Origin of the sequence: Escherichia sp. KS167_9B (assembly GCF_030295215.1) — a bacterium.
Taxonomy (GTDB): Bacteria; Pseudomonadota; Gammaproteobacteria; order Enterobacterales; family Enterobacteriaceae; genus Escherichia; species Escherichia coli_F.
The window spans coordinates 2600535-2622031 of record NZ_AP025754.1 but is presented as its reverse complement, the minus strand read 5'-3'; the positions used below and the strand labels follow the sequence as shown (position 1 = coordinate 2622031).

Below are 21497 nucleotides of genomic sequence, written 5' to 3'. Positions count from 1 at the left end.
AACAGATTTCCTTTTACTCATCATTAGCCGCAAACCGGCATGCTTTCACTATGAATAATAAGGGACGTAAGCACGCCTTACCACTGCGGCGTATACGGTTTCTTCAGCCAGCGGACAAAATCGTCCAGCGGTAATGGGCGACTGATCCAGTAGCCTTGCATGAAATTAACGCCGCGTTCGCTTAGCCATCGCGCCTGTTCCGGCGTTTCAACCCCTTCAGCAACCGTCAGCATATTGAGACGTTTCGCCAGCGTCAGCACCGCGTCAAGTACGGGTGAAGTGATCGTTTCCGTACCGATGGCGTTGATAAATCCACGATCAATTTTCAGATAATCGAGCGTAAAACGCTCAAGATAGATAAGCGCGCTGTGCCCGGTGCCAAAGTCATCAATAGCAATTTCAACGCCGACTGAATGCAGCCAGGCGAAGAGTTGCGTGGCTTCTTGCTCTTTCAACATATCGCGCTCGGTAATTTCCAGCACAATCTGGAAATGATGTGCGGGCAGGGAAGTGAGCAATTTTTGGATATCAGCTTTAAAGCTTTCGCTATGCAGATGGTCCGGCGCAATGTTAATGCCAAATTTGACGCCTACCGGCAGTACTTTTTCTAATTCTGCGGCATCACGGGCAATCAACTCAAACAGGTGCTGAGTCAGCGGCACAATCATCTTTTGCGATTCGGCAAAGTTGATGAAGGCATCCGGGGGAATTTCTCCCGCTACAGGATGCCGCCAGCGTAGTAGTACTTCCAGGCCTGTTACCCGCAAAGCTTGTGTATCAACCACCGGTTGATATACCACGTAAAATTGTTCGCGCTTGATGGCGGTCATGATTTCTCTGCCCGGTCGCATACGCACGCTCATCAGGCAATAGCAGAGAAGTCCAACCATTGTTCCACTCATGCCGCCCAGTAAAAATGCGTACCACACATCGTTCCATGTCCAGTCATCCGCATAAAGCCGAACGGTCAGAGGAATGCCCGCAATTTTAGTTTCACGGACCGGCATGTCGGTTAATTCATTAACGTTCATCAAACGTGAAGAAAAGGTAGATAGCGCAGTATTGCCAATAATGAGGGCGACGCCATCGTAATCTTCCTGCCGTGAACTATAAAAGAGAGAAGGCGTCAGGTTGAGATTCAGAGCGGCAAACACGCCGCTATTTTTCAGCAAAGGGTTGCGATACCAGATGACGATTGCGGGTTTGTTCGGCACCATCGGCGTGCCGGGTAAGATCGCCATATCGACGTTTTTATTAATGTCGAGCGCCGGAATCAATTCATTGAGTGGAATGTCCATCTCACCGGTCGCAGATGAACAGAATGTTTTTTTATCTTTTACCAGCACAAACGTACGGACATTCATACTAAACGCCGCGCGGGCAGTCAGTTCGGGGTTAGCTTGCTGACAAGTATCTAAGGTCAGCGGCTGGAGCCGGTCAGTAGTGGATTTCAGGTCGGCAAAATAGGTATCGAGATACTTTTGTACGTCGGTAATCAGTGTGTCGTATTTGACTTCGTGCTTATGCCAGGCCACTAAAAACTGAAGGCAGCTCACCAGTATCGCAATCATCACGCCTGCAACGATGCAGGTAAGCATAAGCTTACGTCCAGAATTGGGAGCGCGTATGAACATGATTCCGTTAATTTCCTGAAATTACGACAACATTTAAAAGATAACAATGACCGGACTATAGCCTGGATCAAGACGCGGAAACATCATTTTCTCTGATGAATGAAAACAAAAAAGCACTGCTTAAGCAGTGCTTTCAGTTAACTCGTCAGGATAGCCAAGGGATTGCATCCAAACGGTTTATTAGCTGCGGCTGAGAACCCGGCGTGCTTCGTTGTAACGCTTCTTCCAGTACGGTTCATTCATGCTGGAAATAATAACACCACTGCTGGTGGAAGCATGGACAAACTGATTGTTGCCGATATAAATACCGACATGGCGTCCCGTTGAACCGGCGCGGAACAGAACTAAATCACCCGTACGCAAATTACTGCGGGAAACAGATTTACCCATTTCCTGCTGTTCGTAAGTCGAACGCGGAAGTTCTAAGCCAAATTGCTCGCGGAATGTACGCTGTACGAAACCAGAACAATCGATACCTTTTTTAGTGCTGCCGCCCAGACGATAGCGTACGCCTTTCCAGTCAGCATACTGATCCATAATTCGCGATTTTACGTCGACATTACGAACCAGGTTTTCAAATTCATCCTGAGAAGCTTGCAGTGATGATGTTTCACTACCCACTGCACGTGTCTCAGGATGCATATTCTTTGCGGTGTTATTTGCACTACATGCAGAAAGCAGAACCGCTACTGCAATCGCGGGGATCCCGCGCAAGATATATCTCAAAATCGGTTGAGATTTGACCATGTTGTTTGTTTTCCCTTGAAGTCCTTAACGACAAATATCGTTATAAAAAAATGCCAAGCGACACGAGACTAATTACCTGGGCATGTTGAAACAATTCCTTAAGGCCAAATCTGTGGACTAACGCACAAAATTATATGCTGTGAGGATAATCTACCGCCGAGGCAAAACGAGTTCGAGATTACCCGATTGGTGCGGTCTTGGCGAGTGGTTTTACATGATTTTTTATAAGAAAAAGTGATACAGAAAGTTAATAAGCGGGATTGGTCAATTAAAGTACGATTGAGTGAAACGCATACAATCCATTCATTTACTTAGGGAATGATTTTTGTGTTCGATGAAAGAAAGCAAAGGCGCACATCATCAGGAATATCCTTACTATAAAAATAAACCTGATGATGTTAATTACCGTGAGTTATTTGTTTTGGAAATGTTTGTTTTTTCCCGGTAGTGATTTGTCAAAAAAGGTGATTAATCGATCACTTAATGGCGTCAGCAACATCCAGGGCAAACCAATCAATATCACGGTCATCGAACCAACAATGATGTCAGTAAACCAGTGTGCACCAATCATTACTCTGGGAAATGCAAAAACCACAAAAATAATAAGGGCGATAAGGCCTGCGACTTTGCCGAAATAACGCCACATGAATGCCGAAAAAATAAGCAGCATCATGCCGTGATCGCCGGGAAAGCTGTCTCGTGAGGCATCTTTCGTGGGGATAGGGAGCAGTTCGCTGACGCGGTTAATATTGGCAAAAGTTAATGTTGGGCTGGCCCGTTTTACAGGAATTAATGCCTGTCCCAGTTGGTTTAAGACCACTGCAGTTAATAGCATGACGAGGCCAATAATCACGATACGTCGTCGGCCTGGGGCGTTTTCTTTCAGCCAGAAACTCAGCATCAACATTCCCATTGCCAGCAGTGAACAACCGTCGAAGGCACGATTATTGGTCAATGCAACCAGCCACAAAAAGGCCTTACTTTCGACCAGTTTCTGATTAAAGAAATAAAAAATATCCGCATCAATCGGCAACCAGAATCCATGATTAACGGGAATATACCAGGAAAGAAACAGCGCGAGGCCGACAATATTCAACAACACTATTTGCGGCAAATTTTTAATCATATTTTCTCTAATTATCTTACTGAAAAACGCAGGCAACCTTACGCGGTAGTCGCTAAACGAAGCTTCAACAGCGCGCTCTGCAAAGCATTCCAGTCAGCTTCGCTGCTGGAAATCAGCTCAATACGACTGTCCGGTGGCGCAACGTTTTGCGTTTCAATGTGCAGGTCATCGCCCTGACGGTTGATTCGCACCAGCCCTTCGGGAATACGCATCACGCCTTTGACGCGTTCCACCGGTGCAAGTCGCGCCCATTCCAGAATGCCAATGGTGTCGAATACCGTATCAGCGTCGAATATCCAGCCACAGGCCTGATGCCCTTGTCCACTGTTCAGACTGCGACGCCAGCGTTGATGCTCTGGCAGGCTTAACGCTGCTAATCCTTTTTTCACGCTATGCTGATGAGAATGCGCCGCGCTGGCGGGCAACTCGGCTAAATTGCGACGTGGCAAATCCAGAAGATGACCGTCAATTTTCCCATGCTTGCTGTGAATTAATTGCCGATCGCCACCATTTTGCTGCCACCAGCGCTGTAGCGCTTGCTCACTTTCGGGCGTCGCACGGTCGGATTTATTGGCGACAATAATGTCTGCGGCAGCCAGCTGGTCACGGAAGTTTTCATTGCTGGCGCTTTTTTCGTCCAGCAGCAGGCGTGGATCGAGAATGCACAACGTGGCGCGCAGATCTATCCACGGTTCATACACGGGCGCGGTTAAGAGATCGAGGATCTGTTTCGGATGGCCCAGCCCGGTCGGCTCTATCAACAAGCGGTCTGGTTTTCCCTGACGCAGTAAGGTATTCAACCCTACCTGCATGGGTAAACCATTAACGCAGCACATACAGCCGCCGGGGATCTCTTTCAACAATGCGCCGCTATCGGCGAGCAAAGCACCATCAATTCCGACTTCCCCAAATTCATTAACCAGTACCGCCCATTTTTCGTTGGGATCTTTATGGGCTAACAGATGAAGAATCGACGTAGTTTTCCCGCTGCCGAGAAAACCGGTGATGAGGTTGGTCCTGGTCACAACGGCTCCGCAATACTCTTAAAAGTTAACTGAGCGTTAATCCTGGCTAAAAAAGGCAGAAAAGAGAAGGGGAGAGCGGACGAAGGCGAGCTTCATCCGCTTTAACCGCAGAAATCGTTAAATTTTGAGGGTGTTTAATAGCGCCTGATGCGCGCCGAATTGTGCGATTTGTTGCCAGGCTTGTTCGATAGCTTGTACAAAATGCGGGTTATCTGGCAGATCATCACCGAAAACTTCACGCAGAGAAAGCAGGGCGGTTACGCGTTGTTCACTGCTACTGCCCGCAACAAGTTCGCAAATTTTATCGCTAAGCGGATCGCGAACATCAATGGCATTTCCGGCATCATCAACGCCGCTGACGTAACGCATCCAGCCTGCAACGCCTAATGCCAGCAACGACCAGTCCGTTTCGCGCGCCAGATGTATGCGAATACCAGCCAGCATACGTTGCGGTAATTTCTGGCTACCATCCATTGCGATTTGCCAGGTCTTATGTTTCAGCGCCGGGTTAGCAAAACGTGCAATTAACTTATCCGCATATTGTGTTAAATCGACATCTTTAATTCGCAGTGTCGGCGCTTGCTCATCCAGCATTAATGCTCTGGCGGCATGGCGAAATGCGCGATCCTGCATGCAATCACTGATGTGCGCGAATCCTGAGAGGTAACCCAGATAAGCGAGAAAAGAGTGGCTGCCATTAAGCATACGCAGTTTCATCTCTTCCCATGGCAGGACATCATTCACCATTTGTACACCTGCGACTTCCCAGGCAGGACGCCCAGCGACGAAGTTATCTTCCACCACCCACTGGATAAACGGTTCGCAGCTAATCGCGCAGGGATCATTCACCCCCAGATGTTGGCTGATTTCCGCCAGTGATTCGTCGGTTGCTGCCGGAACAATACGGTCGACCATGGTTCCCGGAAAACTGACGTGTTCTTTTATCCACCCGGCGAGTTCTGGTGAACGTTTTTCCGCCATCCCCTGCACCGCGTTTTTCACCACATGGCCATTGTCGGGAATATTGTCGCAGGAGAGTACGGTAAACGGTGCAAGGCCGCGTTCACGGCGTCGTTTCAGTGCTTCGACGAGAATACCCGGCGCGGAGTGAGGTTCTTCAGGATTTTGAAGATCGTGAATAATCCGCGGATTGCTGGTGTCGAGTGCACCGGTGGCCGGGTCAATACAATAGCCTTTTTCGGTAATCGTCAGGGAAACAATTGCCACCTGTGGCTCGCAAAATTTCTCAATAATTGCCGCTAAGGAATCCAGTTTTGCATTCAGGCATTCGTGAACGGCACCGACAATTATCGCCTGATTGCCGTCCGCACCTTTCTCCAGCACGGTATATAAATGGTTCTGTGCGCGGAGCTGGCTCATCAGTTGATCGCCGCTGAACAAGCTGATCTCACAGATCCCCCAGTCGCCGCCCTGGGCATTCAGCACACGATCGGTCAGTAACGCCTGATGTGCGCGGTGAAAGGCTCCGAAGCCAAAATGAACGATACGTGATTGCAACTGCTGGCGATCGTAGCGTGGAGCGTGTACCTGAGGCGGGAGCGTAGCGGAGGCGATTGTATTCATAGGAATCACGTCTTAGTAACGATTGATTAACAATGACAGTGTAAAGTTATATGACAGAAATTGAAATTGGTCTGGATTGTTAATGCGATGAAGTGTGAGGGCGATCAATGAACTGGTGAATATTACGGGAGAACTATATTCAGGAAGCGCAAAATAGAAGATTGGTATAATAAATTAAAAAGGGACAGCCTGAGCTATCCCTTTTCTGCATGCGGCTGAAGTTAGTCAGCACGACCCATATAACGGCGTTCTTCGATATGGATACGAATTTTTTCGCCCGGGCTTAAGTATTCTGGTACCTGAATCACCAGACCAGTGCTCAATGTCGCCGGTTTGTTACGGGCGCTGGCAGATGCCCCTTTGATGCCTGGTGCGGTTTCAACGATTTCCAGATCAACGGTCTGCGGCAGCTCAAGCGCCAGCAGTTGACCGTCCCAGGTCAGCACCTGCATGTCCGGCATGCCGCCCTCTGGCATAAACAGCAACTCTTCTTCAATCTGATCTTTGGTGAAGGTATACGGGGTATAGTCTTCTTTATCCATAAAGACATATTCGTTGCCATCGACATAGGAGAAGTCAACGTAACGGCGGGTCAGCGTCACGGTGTCAACGATATCATCTCCTTTGAAACGCTCTTCTACTTTCAGCCCGGTACGGACATCAGAAAAACGCATTTTGTACAGCGTAGCGGCACCGCGGGCAGTGGGCGACTGAATATCAATGTCCTTAACCAGCAGCAGTTTGCCGTTGTAATTCAGTACCATACCTTTTTTAATTTCGTTCGCTCTTGGCATCGAAAAATTCCTGTAGTCGAAAATGTCAAAAATATCGCGACAAAGTACTCGCGACGGGCCTTTCGGGCAAGTGGTATTCGCACTTTTGCTGGTGCAAAAAAGGTGGTACTGTGCGCGCTCATCAATCCGGTGGTTAACCTTAAGAGAACAACGTATGGAATGCCGTCCGGGTTGCGGGGCGTGTTGCACTGCCCCTTCAATTTCCAGCCCTATTCCCGGTATGCCCGATGGCAAGCCCGCCAATACGCCCTGCATTCAGCTTGATGAACAGCAACGCTGTAAAATTTTCACCTCGCCACTGCGACCGAAAGTCTGTGCAGGCTTACAAGCCAGCGCTGAAATGTGCGGTAACTCGCGTCAGCAGGCCATGACCTGGCTTATCGATCTGGAAATCCTGACCGCGCCTTAAACATCTTTAATCCGCAGTAAGCAAAACAGAGTGGCGATAATCATCACCATCGCAAACCAGAACACAGCGTGATAATTCCAGATCTCGGCGACGATGCCCGCCACTGATCCTGCGATGATCCAGCCCACGCGCGAAGTGTTGGTATAGAGCGTGGTGGCTGAACCTGCCTGACCGGGCATCAAATCCTGAAAATAGAGCATCCCGATGCCGCCCAGAATGCCAATAAAAATAGCATTTAGCAGCTGCAAGCCCAACAGAATGACAGGTGAATGCGCCATCAGCATTCCTGCGTAAAAACAGACGCCACCCACGGCAGCAACGCGCATTAAGAAACGCTTACCCAGACGTTTGGCGAAATATCCGGCAATCAACATGGTCGGGATTTCCAGCCCGGCGGCGGTCCCCATCATCACACCGGCCAGTTTCTCGGGAAGATGCAGTTCGTTGATAATAAATAGCGGCATGTTGATGATGTACAGGCTGTTCGAGCCCCACATCAATGTACAAATGACAAACAGCAGCAGCGTATCGCGACGGTTACGGCGCGGCGCTTCAACCGTGCCGGTCGCCAGTGGAAGCTCTTTTTGCATCGACGGTAAAAACAGCCACACCATCACGCCGCAAACAATAAACGCTACCGCTGCGCTCAGATACATTACCGTAAAGCTGAAACCCATCGCTAAGGCATAAGCCAGCGGCGGGCCAATGACCCATGCCAGTGAAACCTGAGCGCGTAAAAAAGAGCTGAACATCACCGCTTCACGTCCGGTTTTGTCAGTATGTTCACGGGCGAGGGCAAACATTTGCGGGTTAGCAGTCGAGCCAAAGCTGCTAAGAAAGACGCCAACGAATAGCAAAACAAAGTAGTTGCGATTCCAGGCAAAAAGAGTGCAGGCCAGCACGCCTAACAGGCAGCAAAAGACAATCAGCGATTTGCGATCGCCGCGCTTATCAGAGAGCCCGGCGAGAAACTGACTTACCAGAATCCCAATGACAGCGCTGCCGGTAAAGAAGAATCCCACCATCGCCGGGCGGGCATGTACTTCATCAGTAAGAAAAATACTGAGTGTCGGGGTTTGCAGAGCGCCCGCAATACCGGTGAGAAAGGCAACGATTAAAAACGCCGTCGAGGTCAGATCAAACGATTTCGCGCTGGAGACTGCGGGGGAGTTATGCATGCTGGTCGATCACTGGAAGAGGAAGACGCGGAGTTTACGCTGCTTGTCAGAAAATAAACAGACAGCGAAATCAAAAGCGCCACGAATAATCAAAATGCCATTTCACTGTTGCTGATTGGCTGCTGACGCTGCTGAAATGAAATTGCTGATAACGGATTTTCCCATCAGCAATTAGGAAAAATGACAAAAAATTGTGCAGCACATCAAACTTTTGCTCATAACTTTACGGCTTTCCTTGCGTGCTGAAACAGAAGTATTATGCTTTCTTGAAACGTTTCAGCGCGATCTTGTCTTTAACCCTAAGCCAGGTTGGCGCTTTTTTTCTCATAGAAGCTGAATCGTTTCAATTCAGCAAGAGAGGAGAACTATGTTCCAGTTATCCGTACAGGACATCCATCCGGGCGAAAAGGCCGGAGACAAAGAAGAGGCGATTCGCCAGGTCGCTGCGGCGCTGGTGCAGGCCGGTAATGTAGCTGAAGGCTACGTCAATGGCATGCTGGCGCGCGAACAGCAAACCTCTACGTTCCTCGGCAATGGTATTGCTATTCCACACGGCACTACCGACACCCGCGATCAGGTGCTGAAAACCGGCGTTCAGGTATTTCAGTTCCCGGAAGGCGTCACCTGGGGTGACGGCCAGGTAGCGTACGTGGCGATCGGTATTGCTGCCAGCTCGGATGAACATCTGGGTCTGTTACGCCAGCTGACCCATGTACTGAGCGATGATTCCGTTGCTGAACAGCTGAAGTCAGCAACGACAGCAGAAGAACTTCGCGCATTGCTGATGGGCGAAAAGCAGAGTGAGCAGCTGAAGCTCGATAACGAAATGCTGACGCTGGATATTGTCGCCAGCGATCTGCTGACGCTTCAGGCGCTTAACGCTGCGCGTCTGAAAGAAGCAGGGGCAGTTGACGCCACCTTCGTCACTAAAGCCATCAATGAACAACCGCTGAACCTCGGACAGGGCATCTGGCTGAGCGATAGCGCTGAAGGCAATTTGCGTAGCGCGATTGCGGTAAGCCGTGCGGCAAATGCTTTTGATGTGGACGGCGAAACGGCAGCCATGCTGGTGAGTGTGGCGATGAATGACGATCAGCCCGTCGCGGTTCTTAAGCGTCTCGCTGATTTGTTGCTCGACAATAAAGCTGACCGTTTGCTGAAAGCGGATGCGGCAACGTTGCTGGCGCTGCTGACCAGCGATGATGCGCCGACCGACGACGTGTTAAGCGCGGAGTTTGTGGTGCGCAATGAACACGGCCTGCATGCTCGTCCAGGTACCATGCTGGTCAATACTATTAAACAATTTAACAGTGATATTACCGTGACAAACCTTGATGGCACCGGCAAACCGGCAAACGGACGTAGTCTGATGAAAGTTGTGGCACTTGGCGTTAAGAAAGGTCATCGCCTACGCTTTACCGCCCAGGGTGCAGATGCTGAGCAGGCGCTGAAAGCCATTGGCGACGCTATCGCTGCCGGTCTTGGGGAGGGCGCATAATGAGCAGACGTGTTGCTACTATCACCCTTAATCCGGCTTATGACCTTGTTGGTTTCTGCCCGGAAATTGAACGCGGCGAAGTGAACCTGGTGAAAACCACCGGTCTGCATGCGGCGGGTAAAGGCATCAACGTGGCCAAAGTATTAAAAGACCTGGGAATTGATGTCACCGTTGGCGGCTTCCTCGGTAAAGACAATCAGGATGGTTTTCAGCAACTGTTCAGCGAGCTGGGCATTGCCAACCGTTTCCAGGTTGTACAGGGGCGCACCCGAATTAACGTTAAGCTGACGGAAAAAGACGGCGAAGTGACCGACTTCAACTTCTCGGGTTTTGAGGTTACCCCCGCCGACTGGGAACGCTTTGTGACTGATTCTCTGAGCTGGCTCGGTCAGTTCGATATGGTCTGTGTCAGCGGAAGCTTACCGTCAGGCGTCAGCCCGGAAGCGTTCACCGACTGGATGACTCGCCTGCGTAGTCAGTGTCCTTGCATTATCTTTGATAGTAGCCGTGAAGCGTTAGTGGCAGGTTTGAAAGCGGCACCGTGGCTGGTGAAACCTAACCGCCGCGAGCTGGAAATCTGGGCGGGCCGTAAACTGCCTGAAATGAAAGATGTGATTGAAGCTGCGCATGCGCTGCGTGAACAAGGTATCGCGCATGTCGTTATTTCACTGGGTGCCGAAGGCGCGCTTTGGGTTAATGCCTCCGGCGAATGGATCGCCAAACCACCGTCAGTCGATGTCGTAAGCACCGTTGGCGCAGGGGATTCTATGGTTGGTGGCCTGATTTATGGCTTGCTGATGCGTGAATCCAGTGAACACACACTGCGTCTGGCGACAGCTGTTGCAGCCCTGGCGGTAAGTCAAAGCAATGTGGGTATTACCGATCGTCCGCAGTTGGCCGCAATGATGGCGCGCGTCGACTTACAACCTTTTAACTGACAGCAGGAGAGGCATAATGAAAACGCTGCTGATTATTGACGCTAATCTCGGTCAGGCACGCGCCTATATGGCGAAGACCCTGCTGGGCGCGGCGGCGCGAAAAGCAAAACTGGAAATCATCGACAATCCGAACGACGCTGAAATGGCGATTGTTCTCGGTGATTCCATCCCGAACGACAGCGCGCTGAACGGTAAAAATGTCTGGCTGGGCGATATTTCCCGGGCAGTTGCGCACCCTGAGCTGTTCCTGAGTGAAGCCAAAGGCCATGCGAAACCTTACACTGCACCGGTCGCTGCAACAGCACCAGTTGCCACCAGCGGTCCGAAACGCGTAGTTGCGGTGACAGCTTGCCCGACTGGCGTAGCACACACATTTATGGCGGCTGAAGCCATTGAAACCGAAGCGAAAAAACGTGGCTGGTGGGTGAAAGTTGAAACCCGTGGTTCTGTTGGCGCGGGTAATGCGATCACCCCTGAAGAAGTCGCAGCAGCGGATCTGGTGATTGTGGCGGCAGATATCGAAGTGGATCTGGCGAAATTTGCTGGTAAACCGATGTATCGCACCTCTACCGGTCTGGCGCTGAAGAAAACCGCGCAGGAACTGGATAAAGCGGTTGCTGAAGCAACGCCGTATGAACCGGCGGGCAAAGCTCAAACAGCGACCACTGAAGGTAAGAAAGAGGGTGCAGGCGCTTACCGTCACTTGCTGACGGGCGTCTCTTACATGCTGCCGATGGTCGTTGCAGGTGGTCTGTGTATCGCGCTTTCTTTTGCTTTTGGTATCGAAGCGTTTAAAGAGCCGGGTACGTTGGCAGCGGCGCTGATGCAGATTGGTGGTGGTTCAGCCTTTGCGCTGATGGTGCCGGTACTGGCAGGTTACATTGCCTTCTCCATTGCCGATCGTCCGGGTCTCACGCCGGGTCTGATTGGCGGTATGCTGGCGGTCAGCACCGGTTCTGGCTTCATTGGGGGTATTATTGCGGGCTTCCTGGCTGGTTACATTGCGAAGTTAATCAGTACGCAACTGAAACTGCCACAGAGTATGGAGGCGCTGAAACCGATCCTGATCATTCCGCTAATTTCCAGTCTGGTGGTCGGTCTGGCGATGATCTACCTGATCGGTAAACCGGTTGCTGGCATTCTCGAAGGGTTGACTCACTGGCTGCAGACCATGGGGACTGCGAATGCGGTTCTGCTGGGGGCGATCCTCGGTGGCATGATGTGTACTGACATGGGCGGTCCGGTAAATAAAGCAGCGTACGCATTCGGTGTGGGTCTGCTGAGTACTCAAACCTATGGCCCGATGGCGGCGATTATGGCGGCAGGTATGGTGCCACCGCTGGCAATGGGTCTGGCAACAATGGTGGCGCGTCGCAAATTCGACAAAGCGCAGCAGGAAGGTGGCAAAGCCGCTCTGGTTCTTGGTCTGTGCTTTATTTCGGAAGGTGCAATTCCGTTTGCTGCTCGTGATCCGATGCGTGTGCTGCCGTGTTGTATCGTTGGTGGGGCGCTGACTGGCGCAATCTCAATGGCGATTGGTGCGAAACTGATGGCACCGCACGGTGGTCTGTTTGTTCTGCTGATCCCTGGCGCTATTACGCCGGTACTGGGTTACCTGGTAGCAATTATTGCCGGTACGCTGGTGGCGGGTTTGGCCTATGCCTTCCTGAAACGTCCGGAAGTGGACGCAGTAGCGAAAGCAGCGTAATAAAAGGTGTGTTACAGGGCAGAAATTTCCTGCCCTGTAACATTTGATGAGCGCAAAGGGAATGACCAGTTTGTGAATATAATTTTATGAATTTAAATGGTTTTATCTTTCAGTAGAAACCTGAAATGTTCATCAAACACTAAGGTTATTTCCTTAAGGGCAGATTATTTTCTGCCCTTTTTTAGTGTTCCTGTTCTGTGCATCCCGTCACAAATTCCTCACTTTTGTAATTCAGGCATTTAATCGCATTTTGTGAGCCTGCTCAAATCTGCCCATTTTGCCTCTCTGGCGGCAATTTACTTTACGTAAAACATGCATACTATGAGCACATGTTTAAATATGAACACATGTTTAAACCGTCTTTGCAGTATCTATATTCTTGTGGATTGACAGGGTTGGTAATTTTTTACCAGAGGACGTGCTATGCGCGAAAAGGATTATGTCGTAATTATAGGCTCGGCGAATATTGATGTCGCCGGATATTCACATGAATCATTAAATTATGCGGATTCAAATCCAGGTAAAATAAAATTTACGCCTGGTGGGGTAGGGCGCAATATTGCACAAAACCTGGCGTTGCTGGGTAATAAAGCCTGGCTACTGAGCGCCGTAGGCAGTGATTTTTATGGTCAATCGCTGCTAACGCAAACCAATCAATCTGGCGTTTATGTCGATAAATGCCTGATTGTGCCGGGAGAAAATACGTCGAGCTATTTATCATTACTCGATAATACCGGTGAAATGCTGGTTGCTATAAATGACATGAATATTAGCAACGCTATTACAGCTGAATATCTCGCACAGCACCGTGAATTTATTCAGAGGGCAAAGGTCATTGTCGCGGACTGTAATATCAGTGAAGAGGCACTGGCATGGATTCTGGATAATGCCGCCAACGTACCCGTATTTGTCGATCCTGTTTCTGCGTGGAAATGTGTCAAAGTGCGCGACCGTCTAAATCTGATCCACACTCTCAAGCCAAACCGCCTTGAAGCGGAAACCCTGAGTGGGATTGCGCTGTCAGGGCGTGAAGATGTGGCAAAGGTTGCCGCCTGGTTCCATCAACATGGCCTGAACCGACTGGTATTGAGCATGGGCGGCGACGGCGTTTATTACAGTGATATCAGCGGTGAAAGTGGTTGGTCTGCGCCGATTAAAACCAATGTCATTAATGTTACCGGAGCGGGCGATGCCATGATGGCGGGACTTGCTTCGTGTTGGGTAGACGGAATGCCGTTTGCCGAATCTGTTCGTTTCGCACAGGGATGTTCGTCAATGGCGCTCTCCTGTGAATACACCAATAACCCCGATTTATCGATTGCCAACGTTATATCGTTAGTGGAGAACGCAGAATGTCTGAATTAAAAATTTCCCCTGAATTATTACAAATTTCCCCGGAAGTGCAGGACGCTTTAAAAAACAAAAAACCGGTTGTGGCACTGGAATCGACCATTATTTCTCACGGGATGCCATTCCCGCAAAATGCTGAGACGGCAATTGAAGTAGAAGACACAATTCGTAAGCACGGTGCAGTACCTGCAACAATCGCCATTATTGGTGGTGTCATGAAAGTAGGTTTGAGCAAAGAAGAAATTGAATTGTTAGGCCGTGAAGGACATAACGTGACGAAAGTCAGTCGCCGTGATTTACCTTTTGTCGTTGCCGCAGGAAAAAATGGCGCGACCACCGTTGCTTCAACGATGATTATCGCGGCACTGGCAGGAATTAAAGTATTTGCAACGGGGGGGATTGGTGGTGTGCATCGCGGTGCGGAACATACATTCGATATTTCTGCCGATTTACAGGAACTGGCAAATACTAATGTCACCGTTGTTTGTGCCGGTGCAAAATCTATTCTCGATTTAGGATTAACAACAGAATATTTAGAAACCTTCGGTGTACCGTTAATTGGCTATCAGACAAAAGCGCTGCCTGCGTTTTTCTGCCGTACCAGTCCATTTGAAGTCAGTATTCGCCTTGATAGTGCCACGGAAATCGCTCGTGCAATGGCAGTGAAATGGCAAACCGGTTTGAACGGCGGCCTGGTAGTGGCGAATCCGATCCCGGAGCAGTTTGCGATGCCGGAGGAATCTATCAATGCAGCCATAGATCAAGCCGTCGCCGAAGCCGAAGAGCAGGGCGTTATTGGTAAAGAAAGTACACCGTTCCTGTTGGCGCGTGTTGCTGAACTGACCGGTGGTGACAGTCTGAAATCCAACATCCAACTGGTGTTCAATAACGCCATTCTGGCGAGCGAAATTGCCAAAGAATACCAGCGTCTCGCGGGTTAATTTCTGACGGGCAGAAAGCCGTCGCCCGTACTGATCATACATACCAAAACCTGGCGCTTGCGCCGGGTTTACTGGCATGAAAGGAAAATCATTATGGATATAATGAGAAGTTTGGTGGGTATGGTGGTATTGCTGGCAATTGCATTCTTATTGTCAGTGAATAAAAAGCGTATCAGCGTACGCACGGTCGGAGCTGCATTGCTGCTGCAAATCGCTATTGGTGGCATTATGCTCTACTTCCCACCGGGAAAATGGGCAGTAGAGCAGGCGGCATTAGGCGTTCATAAAGTGATGTCTTACAGTGATGCCGGTAGCGCCTTCATTTTTGGTTCGCTGGTTGGGCCGAAAATGGATGTCCTGTTTGATGGCGCGGGCTTTATCTTCGCCTTTCGCGTACTTCCGGCAATTATTTTCGTCACAGCGCTCATCAGCCTGCTGTACTACATTGGCGTGATGGGGCTGCTAATCCGCATTCTTGGCAGTATTTTTCAGAAAGCCCTCAACATCAGCAAAATCGAATCTTTTGTTGCGGTTACCACTATTTTCCTCGGGCAAAATGAGATCCCGGCGATCGTTAAACCGTTTATCGATCGCATGAATCGCAACGAGCTATTTACGGCAATTTGTAGCGGGATGGCGTCCATTGCCGGTTCGATGATGATTGGTTATGCCGGAATGGGCGTACCAATTGACTACCTGTTAGCGGCATCGCTGATGGCGATCCCTGGTGGTATTTTGTTTGCACGTATTCTTAGCCCAGCCACCGAGCCTTCGCAGGTGACATTTGAAAATCTGTCGTTCAGCGAAACGCCGCCAAAAAGTTTTATCGAAGCGGCGGCGAGCGGTGCGATGACCGGGTTGAAAATCGCCGCTGGTGTGGCGACGGTGGTAATGGCGTTTGTGGCAATTATTGCGCTGATCAACGGCATAATCGGCGGAATTGGTGGCTGGTTTGGTTTTTCCAATGCCTCTCTGGAAAGTATTTTTGGCTATGTGCTGGCACCGCTGGCGTGGATCATGGGCGTGGACTGGAGTGATGCCAACCTTGCGGGTAGCCTGATTGGGCAGAAACTGGCGATTAACGAATTCGTCGCTTACCTGAGTTTCTCCCCATACCTGCAAACGGGCGGCACGCTGGAAGTGAAAACCATTGCGATTATCTCCTTTGCGCTTTGTGGTTTTGCTAACTTTGGTTCTATCGGTGTTGTCGTTGGGGCGTTTTCGGCTATTTCGCCAAAACGCGCGCCGGAAATCGCTCAGCTTGGGTTACGGGCGTTGGCAGCAGCAACGCTTTCCAACCTGATGAGCGCGACCATTGCCGGGTTCTTTATTGGTTTAGCTTGAGTTTCATTACCGGATGTACGCGCTTATTAAGCGTTGCATCCGGCAATCGCGCTATTCCAGATTATTTTTTACTGCATCATCCCGGAGAATTTATTCTCCGGATCCATCTCCAGCGCCAGCCCTAACAACTGCTTTCTGTTTTTAATTAAATACCCTTTCTTACTTTTAATTAATAAACCGTCGTGAATGAGTTGAGCGATCACATATAGCAAGTGACGATAAGTAACACCTAAATACTCTGCCGCCTGGGTATGTTTTTCGTGATAAAGATCACCTTCCTGCGAGAGTAATATAAATGCTGCCAGGCGATTCACTAACGGAAATGATTGATTCTGAGTTAAAGAAACAATATTACGATAATTTTTATGACTTAAGGTGACGCAGAGTTTTCGTAAAAATAGCGTATCGTTTAATAACAGCGGGCGGTAATGTTTCATAGGGAGCGCAAGGCACCAACACTCTTCAATCGCCTGTACCGCTCGTGGTTCATGATCTTTATCGATTAACTCAATCTCGCCAATAAAACAGGGTGCAGCAAAGAAATCAATCAGCGACACGCGACCATTGGCAAGCGTGGCGTAAAGCCTGGCGCGGCCTCGCGTCAGGTAAAACAGCCATGACGGCTGTTGCCCTTCCTGCACAATGTAGTCACGCGCTAAAAAATGAAACAGCCGTGTATCGGCTGAAACATCCGTTGAAAAGCAATTCTTATACGCGGACTCACTCATCAATTGCTGCTTAAGATCATTATTGTGGATTTCTTTCACGATGTTTATCCGCTATGAGATTTCTCATATTTAGCATACGTACGCTGTTGTTAAGATTCAATCATCGGCCCGGTCGAATTTTCTTTGCTGTAGAAAAAATAACGCAACTGGAAACAGAGGAAATAAACAATGGAAAAGAGAAAAATTATTCTGGATTGTGATCCGGGTCATGATGATGCTATTGCCATAATGATGGCCGCGAAACATCCGGCGATTGATTTATTAGGTATCACTATTGTGGCGGGGAATCAAACCCTCGATAAAACATTAATTAATGGCCTGAATGTTTGCCAGAAACTGGAGATTAATGTTCCGGTTTATGCGGGGATGCCGCAACCCATTATGCGTCAACAAATCGTTGCCGATAATATTCACGGTGAAACCGGACTTGATGGCCCGGTATTCGAGCCGCTGACCCGCCAGGCAGAAAGTACCCATGCGGTGAAATATATCATCGATACCCTGATGGCAAGCGATGGCGATATCACTCTGGTGCCGGTTGGTCCGCTTTCAAATATCGCGGTGGCAATGCGTATGCAGCCCGCAATCCTGCCGAAAATCCGTGAAATTGTACTGATGGGCGGCGCTTACGGTACTGGCAACTTCACCCCATCTGCCGAGTTCAACATCTTTGCTGACCCGGAAGCGGCGCGAGTGGTGTTCACCTCCGGCGTTCCATTAGTGATGATGGGCCTCGATCTCACCAACCAGACCGTTTGCACTCCGGACGTGATTGCTCGGATGGAAAGGGCAGGCGGCCCTGCCGGAGAGTTGTTCAGCGACATCATGAACTTCACTCTGAAAACCCAGTTCGAAAACTACGGTCTGGCTGGCGGCCCGGTACATGACGCCACCTGTATCGGTTATCTGATTAACCCCGATGGCATTAAAACCCAGGAGATGTACGTCGAAGTGGACGTCAACAGTGGCCCTTGTTACGGGCGTACCGTCTGCGACGAGCTGGGCGTTCTTGGCAAGCCCGCCAATACCAAAGTCGGCATCACTATTGATACCGACTGGTTCTGGGGATTAGTTGAAGAGTGCGTGCGCGGCTACATCAAAACCCATTAAGTGTTGATAACAAGCCGGGACAGTATCGCAAGATGCAGGCCCGGCTATTTCTGATGGGCAGAAAGCCGTCGCCCAAAATGACATGAAGAGATAATAACTATGGATGTCATGAGAAGTGTTCTGGGAATGGTGGTACTGCTGGCAATTGCGTTTTTGCTGTCAGTAAACAAGAAGAAGATCAGCCTGCGTACCGTTGGCGCGGCGTTAGTGTTACAGGTCGTGATTGGCGGCATTATGCTTTGGTTACCGCCAGGGCGTTGGGTCGCAGAAAAAGTCGCTTTTGGCGTGCATAAAGTGATGGCGTACAGCGACGCAGGTAGCGCATTTATCTTCGGTTCTCTGGTTGGACCGAAAATGGACACCTTATTTGATGGCGCAGGATTTATCTTTGGTTTCAGGGTATTACCGGCAATTATCTTCGTTACAGCACTGGTGAGTATTCTCTACTACATCGGTGTGATGGGGATCTTAATTCGCATTCTCGGCGGTATCTTCCAGAAAGCTTTAAATATCAGCAAGATCGAGTCATTCGTCGCGGTCACTACCATTTTCCTCGGGCAAAACGAAATTCCGGCAATCGTCAAACCCTTTATCGATCGTCTGAATCGCAATGAATTATTTACGGCTATTTGTAGTGGCATGGCCTCGATTGCTGGTTCGACAATGATTGGTTACGCCGCACTGGGCGTGCCTGTGGAATATCTGCTGGCGGCATCGTTAATGGCTATCCCTGGCGGGATCTTGTTTGCCCGCATGTTAAGTCCGGCTACGGAATCTTCGCAGGTTTCCTTTAATAACCTCTCTTTCACCGAAACACCGCCAAAAAGCATTATTGAAGCCGCTGCTACAGGGGCAATGACCGGGCTGAAAATCGCTGCGGGTGTGGCGACAGTGGTGATGGCATTTGTCGCCATCATTGCGTTGATCAACGGTGTTATCGGCGGCGTTGGTGGCTGGTTTGGTTTTGAACATGCCTCGCTGGAGTCCATTTTAGGTTACCTGCTGGCCCCGCTGGCGTGGGTGATGGGTGTTGACTGGAGTGATGCGAATCTTGCCGGAAGTTTGATTGGACAGAAGCTGGCGATTAATGAATTTGTCGCTTACCTCAATTTCTCACCCTATCTGCAAACGGCTGGCACTCTCGATGCTAAAACCGTGGCGATTATTTCCTTCGCGTTGTGTGGCTTCGCTAACTTCGGCTCTATCGGGGTGGTGGTTGGCGCATTTTCTGCGGTTGCGCCACACCGTGCACCGGAAATCGCCCAGCTTGGGTTACGGGCGTTGGCAGCAGCAACGCTTTCCAACCTGATGAGCGCGACCATTGCCGGGTTCTTTATTGGTTTAGCGTAGTGCGCGATTTATGAGCCGGATAAGACGCGGTCAAGCGTCGAATCCGGCAAGATTGTTACACCATCGGCACTAATGAAAGCGCGTTATCGGCAGACAGGGTAGGGTTGTTTAAGCTGCCGCTGGCGCGTGAAATTGCCGCGCAGGCCATCGCAAAACGGGCACTATCACGGAAACTGCTTCCTTCCAGAAAGCTATACACCAGGCCCGCCATAAAACCATCGTCAGCACCAAAACTGTCTACCGTCGTATGCGCTGGCGCAGTCAGCAAAAATTGTTCGCCATCCTTTTGGCTGCAATAAACAGACTCATCGGGCAAATAAACAAACAGTTGCTGAACGCCTTGCTGATGCAACGCATTCACTGCGGCATTACGATCAGCATCGCGGGTTATCGGCTGGCCCCATAAAATTTCCAGCTCCGGCAAAGTGGGTTTCAGAGTGTGAATATGCGCCAGCCAGTGTTTGATTTTGCCCGCTTTGAATTCTGAAACGGTATCGACAAACACCGGGATTTCATCAGCGAGGGTAAAGACCCACTCCAGCGCCTCGGCTGTCAGGTTGCAATCAGCCAGTACCACGCCCGCATGACGAAGTAAATCGCGCGACCCGTTCAGTAGTTGCGGTGTCAACTGTTCCAGCAGATGGGTATCGTTAATCGCCAGCACGGTTTGATCGTCTCGATTGGCAATTGCCAGATACGTCGATGTGCTTTGACCATGTAAACGAACGCAGCCGGAGACATTCACGCCGGCGCGGCGCGTTTCTTCCAGGAGCATTTCGCCATAAAAGTCATCGCCAATCACTGAAAGCAAATGGACGTCGCGGCCTAACAGCGCCAGATTGTGGGCGATATTGCGTCCAACGCCGCCTGCCGAGCAATGAATTGTACCGGGATGAGAAGCCGCTTGCGGGTAACGGATATCCGCCATCCCGCGAATATCCATATTGATTGTCCCCACCACTACGCAGTATTCCTGCTCGGTGAGAATGTAACCTTTGCCTTTAATCCGACCTTTGCGCATTAAATCCATAATATGCGCTGCAACACGCGAACGGCTGATTTGCAGCATATCCGCAATTTCGTTCTGCTGAATCAGCGGGTTACGCCTTAATATTGCAAGGATCTCCTTCTCCCGGTTATTCATCTTCAGGCCACCGCTTTTTCAGTTTGTTGCGCTTTCAGCCAGGCGATCTCTTCTGCCCAGATATCCGGGTTGATGGTTTCAAGGATCAGCGGAATTCCGTCGAAACGGTTGTCCTGCATGATCCAGCGGAACGCATCATGACCGATATTGCCTTCACCGAGGCTATGATGGCGGTCAACGCGGCTGCCAAAGGTGCTTTTCGCATCGTTAAGGTGCATCCCGCGCAGATACTTAAAGCCGACAATACGGGCAAAATCCGCGAACGTTTTCTCGCATTCGGCTGGAGTACGCAAATCATACCCGGCAGCGAAAGCATGGCAGGTATCAATGCAGACGCCGACGCGGGATTTATCTTCCACGCCGTCGATAATCGCCGCGAGATGTTCGAATTTAAACCCTAAGTTGCTGCCCTGACCGGCGGTATTTTCAATCACCGCTGTCACACCTTGAGTTTTATCCAGCGCAATGTTGATGGATTCGGCAATACGCGCAAGGCAATCCTCTTCTGAAATCTGCATCAGATGGCTGCCAGGGTGGAAGTTGAGCAAAGAAAGCCCCAGCTGTTCGCAACGCTGCATTTCATCTATAAACGCATCGCGCGATTTTTCCAGAGCTTCAGCGACCGGATGTCCGAGGTTAATCAGATAACTGTCGTGGGGAAGAATTTGCGCCGATGTGTAGTGATATTTTTCACAGGCGGCTTTGAATTCATTGATGGTTTGCGTCGTGAGCGGTGCGGCACGCCACTGACGTTGGTTTTTGGTGAACAAGGCAAACGCGGTTGCGTCGATTTCGGCGGCGCGAATTGCGGCATTTGCCAGACCGCCAGCAGCACTAACGTGCGCTCCAATGTATTTCATGCGAGGACTCCTGTTAAACCCGCTGGAGG

At 50.0% G+C, this 21497-nt stretch carries 19 protein-coding genes; 9 read left to right on the top strand and 10 right to left on the bottom strand.

The genetic code is table 11. The annotated features are described in order from the left end of the window. Positions 1-77 precede the first annotated feature (77 nt). From QUE34_RS13125 to yeiP, 6 genes are all read right to left on the bottom strand, one after another. Positions 78-1634, bottom strand: coding sequence for a cyclic di-GMP phosphodiesterase (locus QUE34_RS13125; protein WP_032303379.1), 1557 nt, complete (start codon positions 1632-1634; stop codon positions 78-80). 180 nt (positions 1635-1814) lie between these two features. Then, a complete protein-coding gene (gene mepS / locus QUE34_RS13120) occupies positions 1815-2381 on the bottom strand; it encodes a bifunctional murein DD-endopeptidase/murein LD-carboxypeptidase (RefSeq protein ID WP_000241011.1) in 567 nt (188 codons plus the stop codon). Positions 2382-2793: 412 nt separating this feature from the next. After that, positions 2794-3507 (bottom strand): Kdo(2)-lipid A phosphotransferase, encoded by a 714-nt coding sequence (lpxT, locus tag QUE34_RS13115; protein ID WP_001354773.1) that lies wholly within the window; start codon positions 3505-3507, stop codon positions 2794-2796. 38 nt (positions 3508-3545) lie between these two features. Continuing rightward, a complete protein-coding gene (gene yeiR / locus QUE34_RS13110; RefSeq protein ID WP_032303377.1) occupies positions 3546-4532 on the bottom strand; it encodes a zinc-binding GTPase YeiR in 987 nt (328 codons plus the stop codon). 117 nt (positions 4533-4649) lie between these two features. Continuing rightward, complete coding sequence (locus QUE34_RS13105; protein ID WP_032184621.1) at positions 4650-6116, bottom strand: mannitol dehydrogenase family protein; 1467 nt, start codon at positions 6114-6116, stop codon at positions 4650-4652. Positions 6117-6337: 221 nt separating this feature from the next. After that, on the bottom strand, positions 6338-6910 hold the full coding sequence (gene yeiP / locus QUE34_RS13100) for an elongation factor P-like protein YeiP (RefSeq protein ID WP_001136827.1): 573 nt from the start codon (positions 6908-6910) through the stop codon (positions 6338-6340). A gap of 154 nt (positions 6911-7064) precedes the next feature. Between yeiP and QUE34_RS13095 the strand changes: the two genes are divergently transcribed. Next, a complete protein-coding gene (locus tag QUE34_RS13095) occupies positions 7065-7319 on the top strand; it encodes a YkgJ family cysteine cluster protein (RefSeq protein WP_001446648.1) in 255 nt (84 codons plus the stop codon). On the opposite strand, the gene setB is transcribed toward QUE34_RS13095, so the two are convergent. Further along, entirely contained in the window at positions 7316-8497 is a 1182-nt protein-coding gene (gene setB / locus QUE34_RS13090; protein ID WP_105268400.1) for a sugar efflux transporter SetB, read from the bottom strand. The two genes, QUE34_RS13095 and setB, sit on opposite strands and share 4 nt — an antisense overlap. A gap of 367 nt (positions 8498-8864) precedes the next feature. Between setB and fruB the strand changes: the two genes are divergently transcribed. From fruB to QUE34_RS13060, 6 genes are all read left to right on the top strand, one after another. After that, the gene (fruB, locus tag QUE34_RS13085) at positions 8865-9995 is read left to right on the top strand and encodes a fused PTS fructose transporter subunit IIA/HPr protein (protein ID WP_000487253.1); all 1131 of its coding nucleotides are present in this window, start codon (positions 8865-8867) and stop codon (positions 9993-9995) included. Beyond that, positions 9995-10933 (top strand): 1-phosphofructokinase, encoded by a 939-nt coding sequence (gene fruK, locus QUE34_RS13080; protein WP_000091263.1) that lies wholly within the window; start codon positions 9995-9997, stop codon positions 10931-10933. Before fruB ends, fruK begins: the two co-directional genes overlap by 1 nt. 16 nt (positions 10934-10949) lie before the next feature. Then, the gene (gene fruA / locus QUE34_RS13075) at positions 10950-12641 is read left to right on the top strand and encodes a PTS fructose transporter subunit IIBC (protein WP_000854458.1); all 1692 of its coding nucleotides are present in this window, start codon (positions 10950-10952) and stop codon (positions 12639-12641) included. A gap of 423 nt (positions 12642-13064) precedes the next feature. Beyond that, positions 13065-14006 (top strand): pseudouridine kinase, encoded by a 942-nt coding sequence (locus QUE34_RS13070; protein WP_032171598.1) that lies wholly within the window; start codon positions 13065-13067, stop codon positions 14004-14006. Next, complete coding sequence (gene psuG, locus QUE34_RS13065) at positions 13994-14932, top strand: pseudouridine-5'-phosphate glycosidase (protein WP_001292440.1); 939 nt, start codon at positions 13994-13996, stop codon at positions 14930-14932. Before QUE34_RS13070 ends, psuG begins: the two co-directional genes overlap by 13 nt. Positions 14933-15025: 93 nt before the next feature. Next, the gene (locus tag QUE34_RS13060; protein ID WP_000353870.1) at positions 15026-16276 is read left to right on the top strand and encodes a NupC/NupG family nucleoside CNT transporter; all 1251 of its coding nucleotides are present in this window, start codon (positions 15026-15028) and stop codon (positions 16274-16276) included. Positions 16277-16344: 68 nt separating this feature from the next. Here the strand turns inward: QUE34_RS13060 and QUE34_RS13055 are convergent, their stop codons facing one another. Then, positions 16345-17043 carry a transcriptional regulator YeiL gene (locus QUE34_RS13055; protein WP_032303371.1) on the bottom strand — a complete coding sequence of 233 codons (699 nt, stop codon included), beginning with the start codon at positions 17041-17043 and terminating at the stop codon, positions 16345-16347. A gap of 129 nt (positions 17044-17172) precedes the next feature. Here QUE34_RS13055 and rihB point away from each other — a divergent pair, with 129 nt between their 5' ends. Both rihB and QUE34_RS13045 read left to right on the top strand, forming a co-directional pair. Next, complete coding sequence (gene rihB / locus QUE34_RS13050; protein ID WP_000415429.1) at positions 17173-18114, top strand: ribosylpyrimidine nucleosidase; 942 nt, start codon at positions 17173-17175, stop codon at positions 18112-18114. Between the two features lie 99 nt (positions 18115-18213). Further along, positions 18214-19464 (top strand): NupC/NupG family nucleoside CNT transporter, encoded by a 1251-nt coding sequence (locus QUE34_RS13045; RefSeq protein ID WP_000382948.1) that lies wholly within the window; start codon positions 18214-18216, stop codon positions 19462-19464. Positions 19465-19519: 55 nt separating this feature from the next. Here QUE34_RS13045 and QUE34_RS13040 read toward each other — a convergent pair whose 3' ends face one another. Together QUE34_RS13040 and nfo are read right to left on the bottom strand one after the other, a co-directional pair. Further along, positions 19520-20608: a sugar kinase gene (locus QUE34_RS13040; protein ID WP_032303369.1), complete on the bottom strand. Its 1089-nt coding sequence runs from the start codon at positions 20606-20608 to the stop codon at positions 19520-19522. Positions 20609-20610: 2 nt separating this feature from the next. Next, positions 20611-21468, bottom strand: a complete 858-nt coding sequence (gene nfo / locus QUE34_RS13035) for a deoxyribonuclease IV (protein ID WP_032303368.1) — start codon at positions 21466-21468, stop codon at positions 20611-20613. Between the last annotated feature and the right edge of the window lie 29 nt (positions 21469-21497).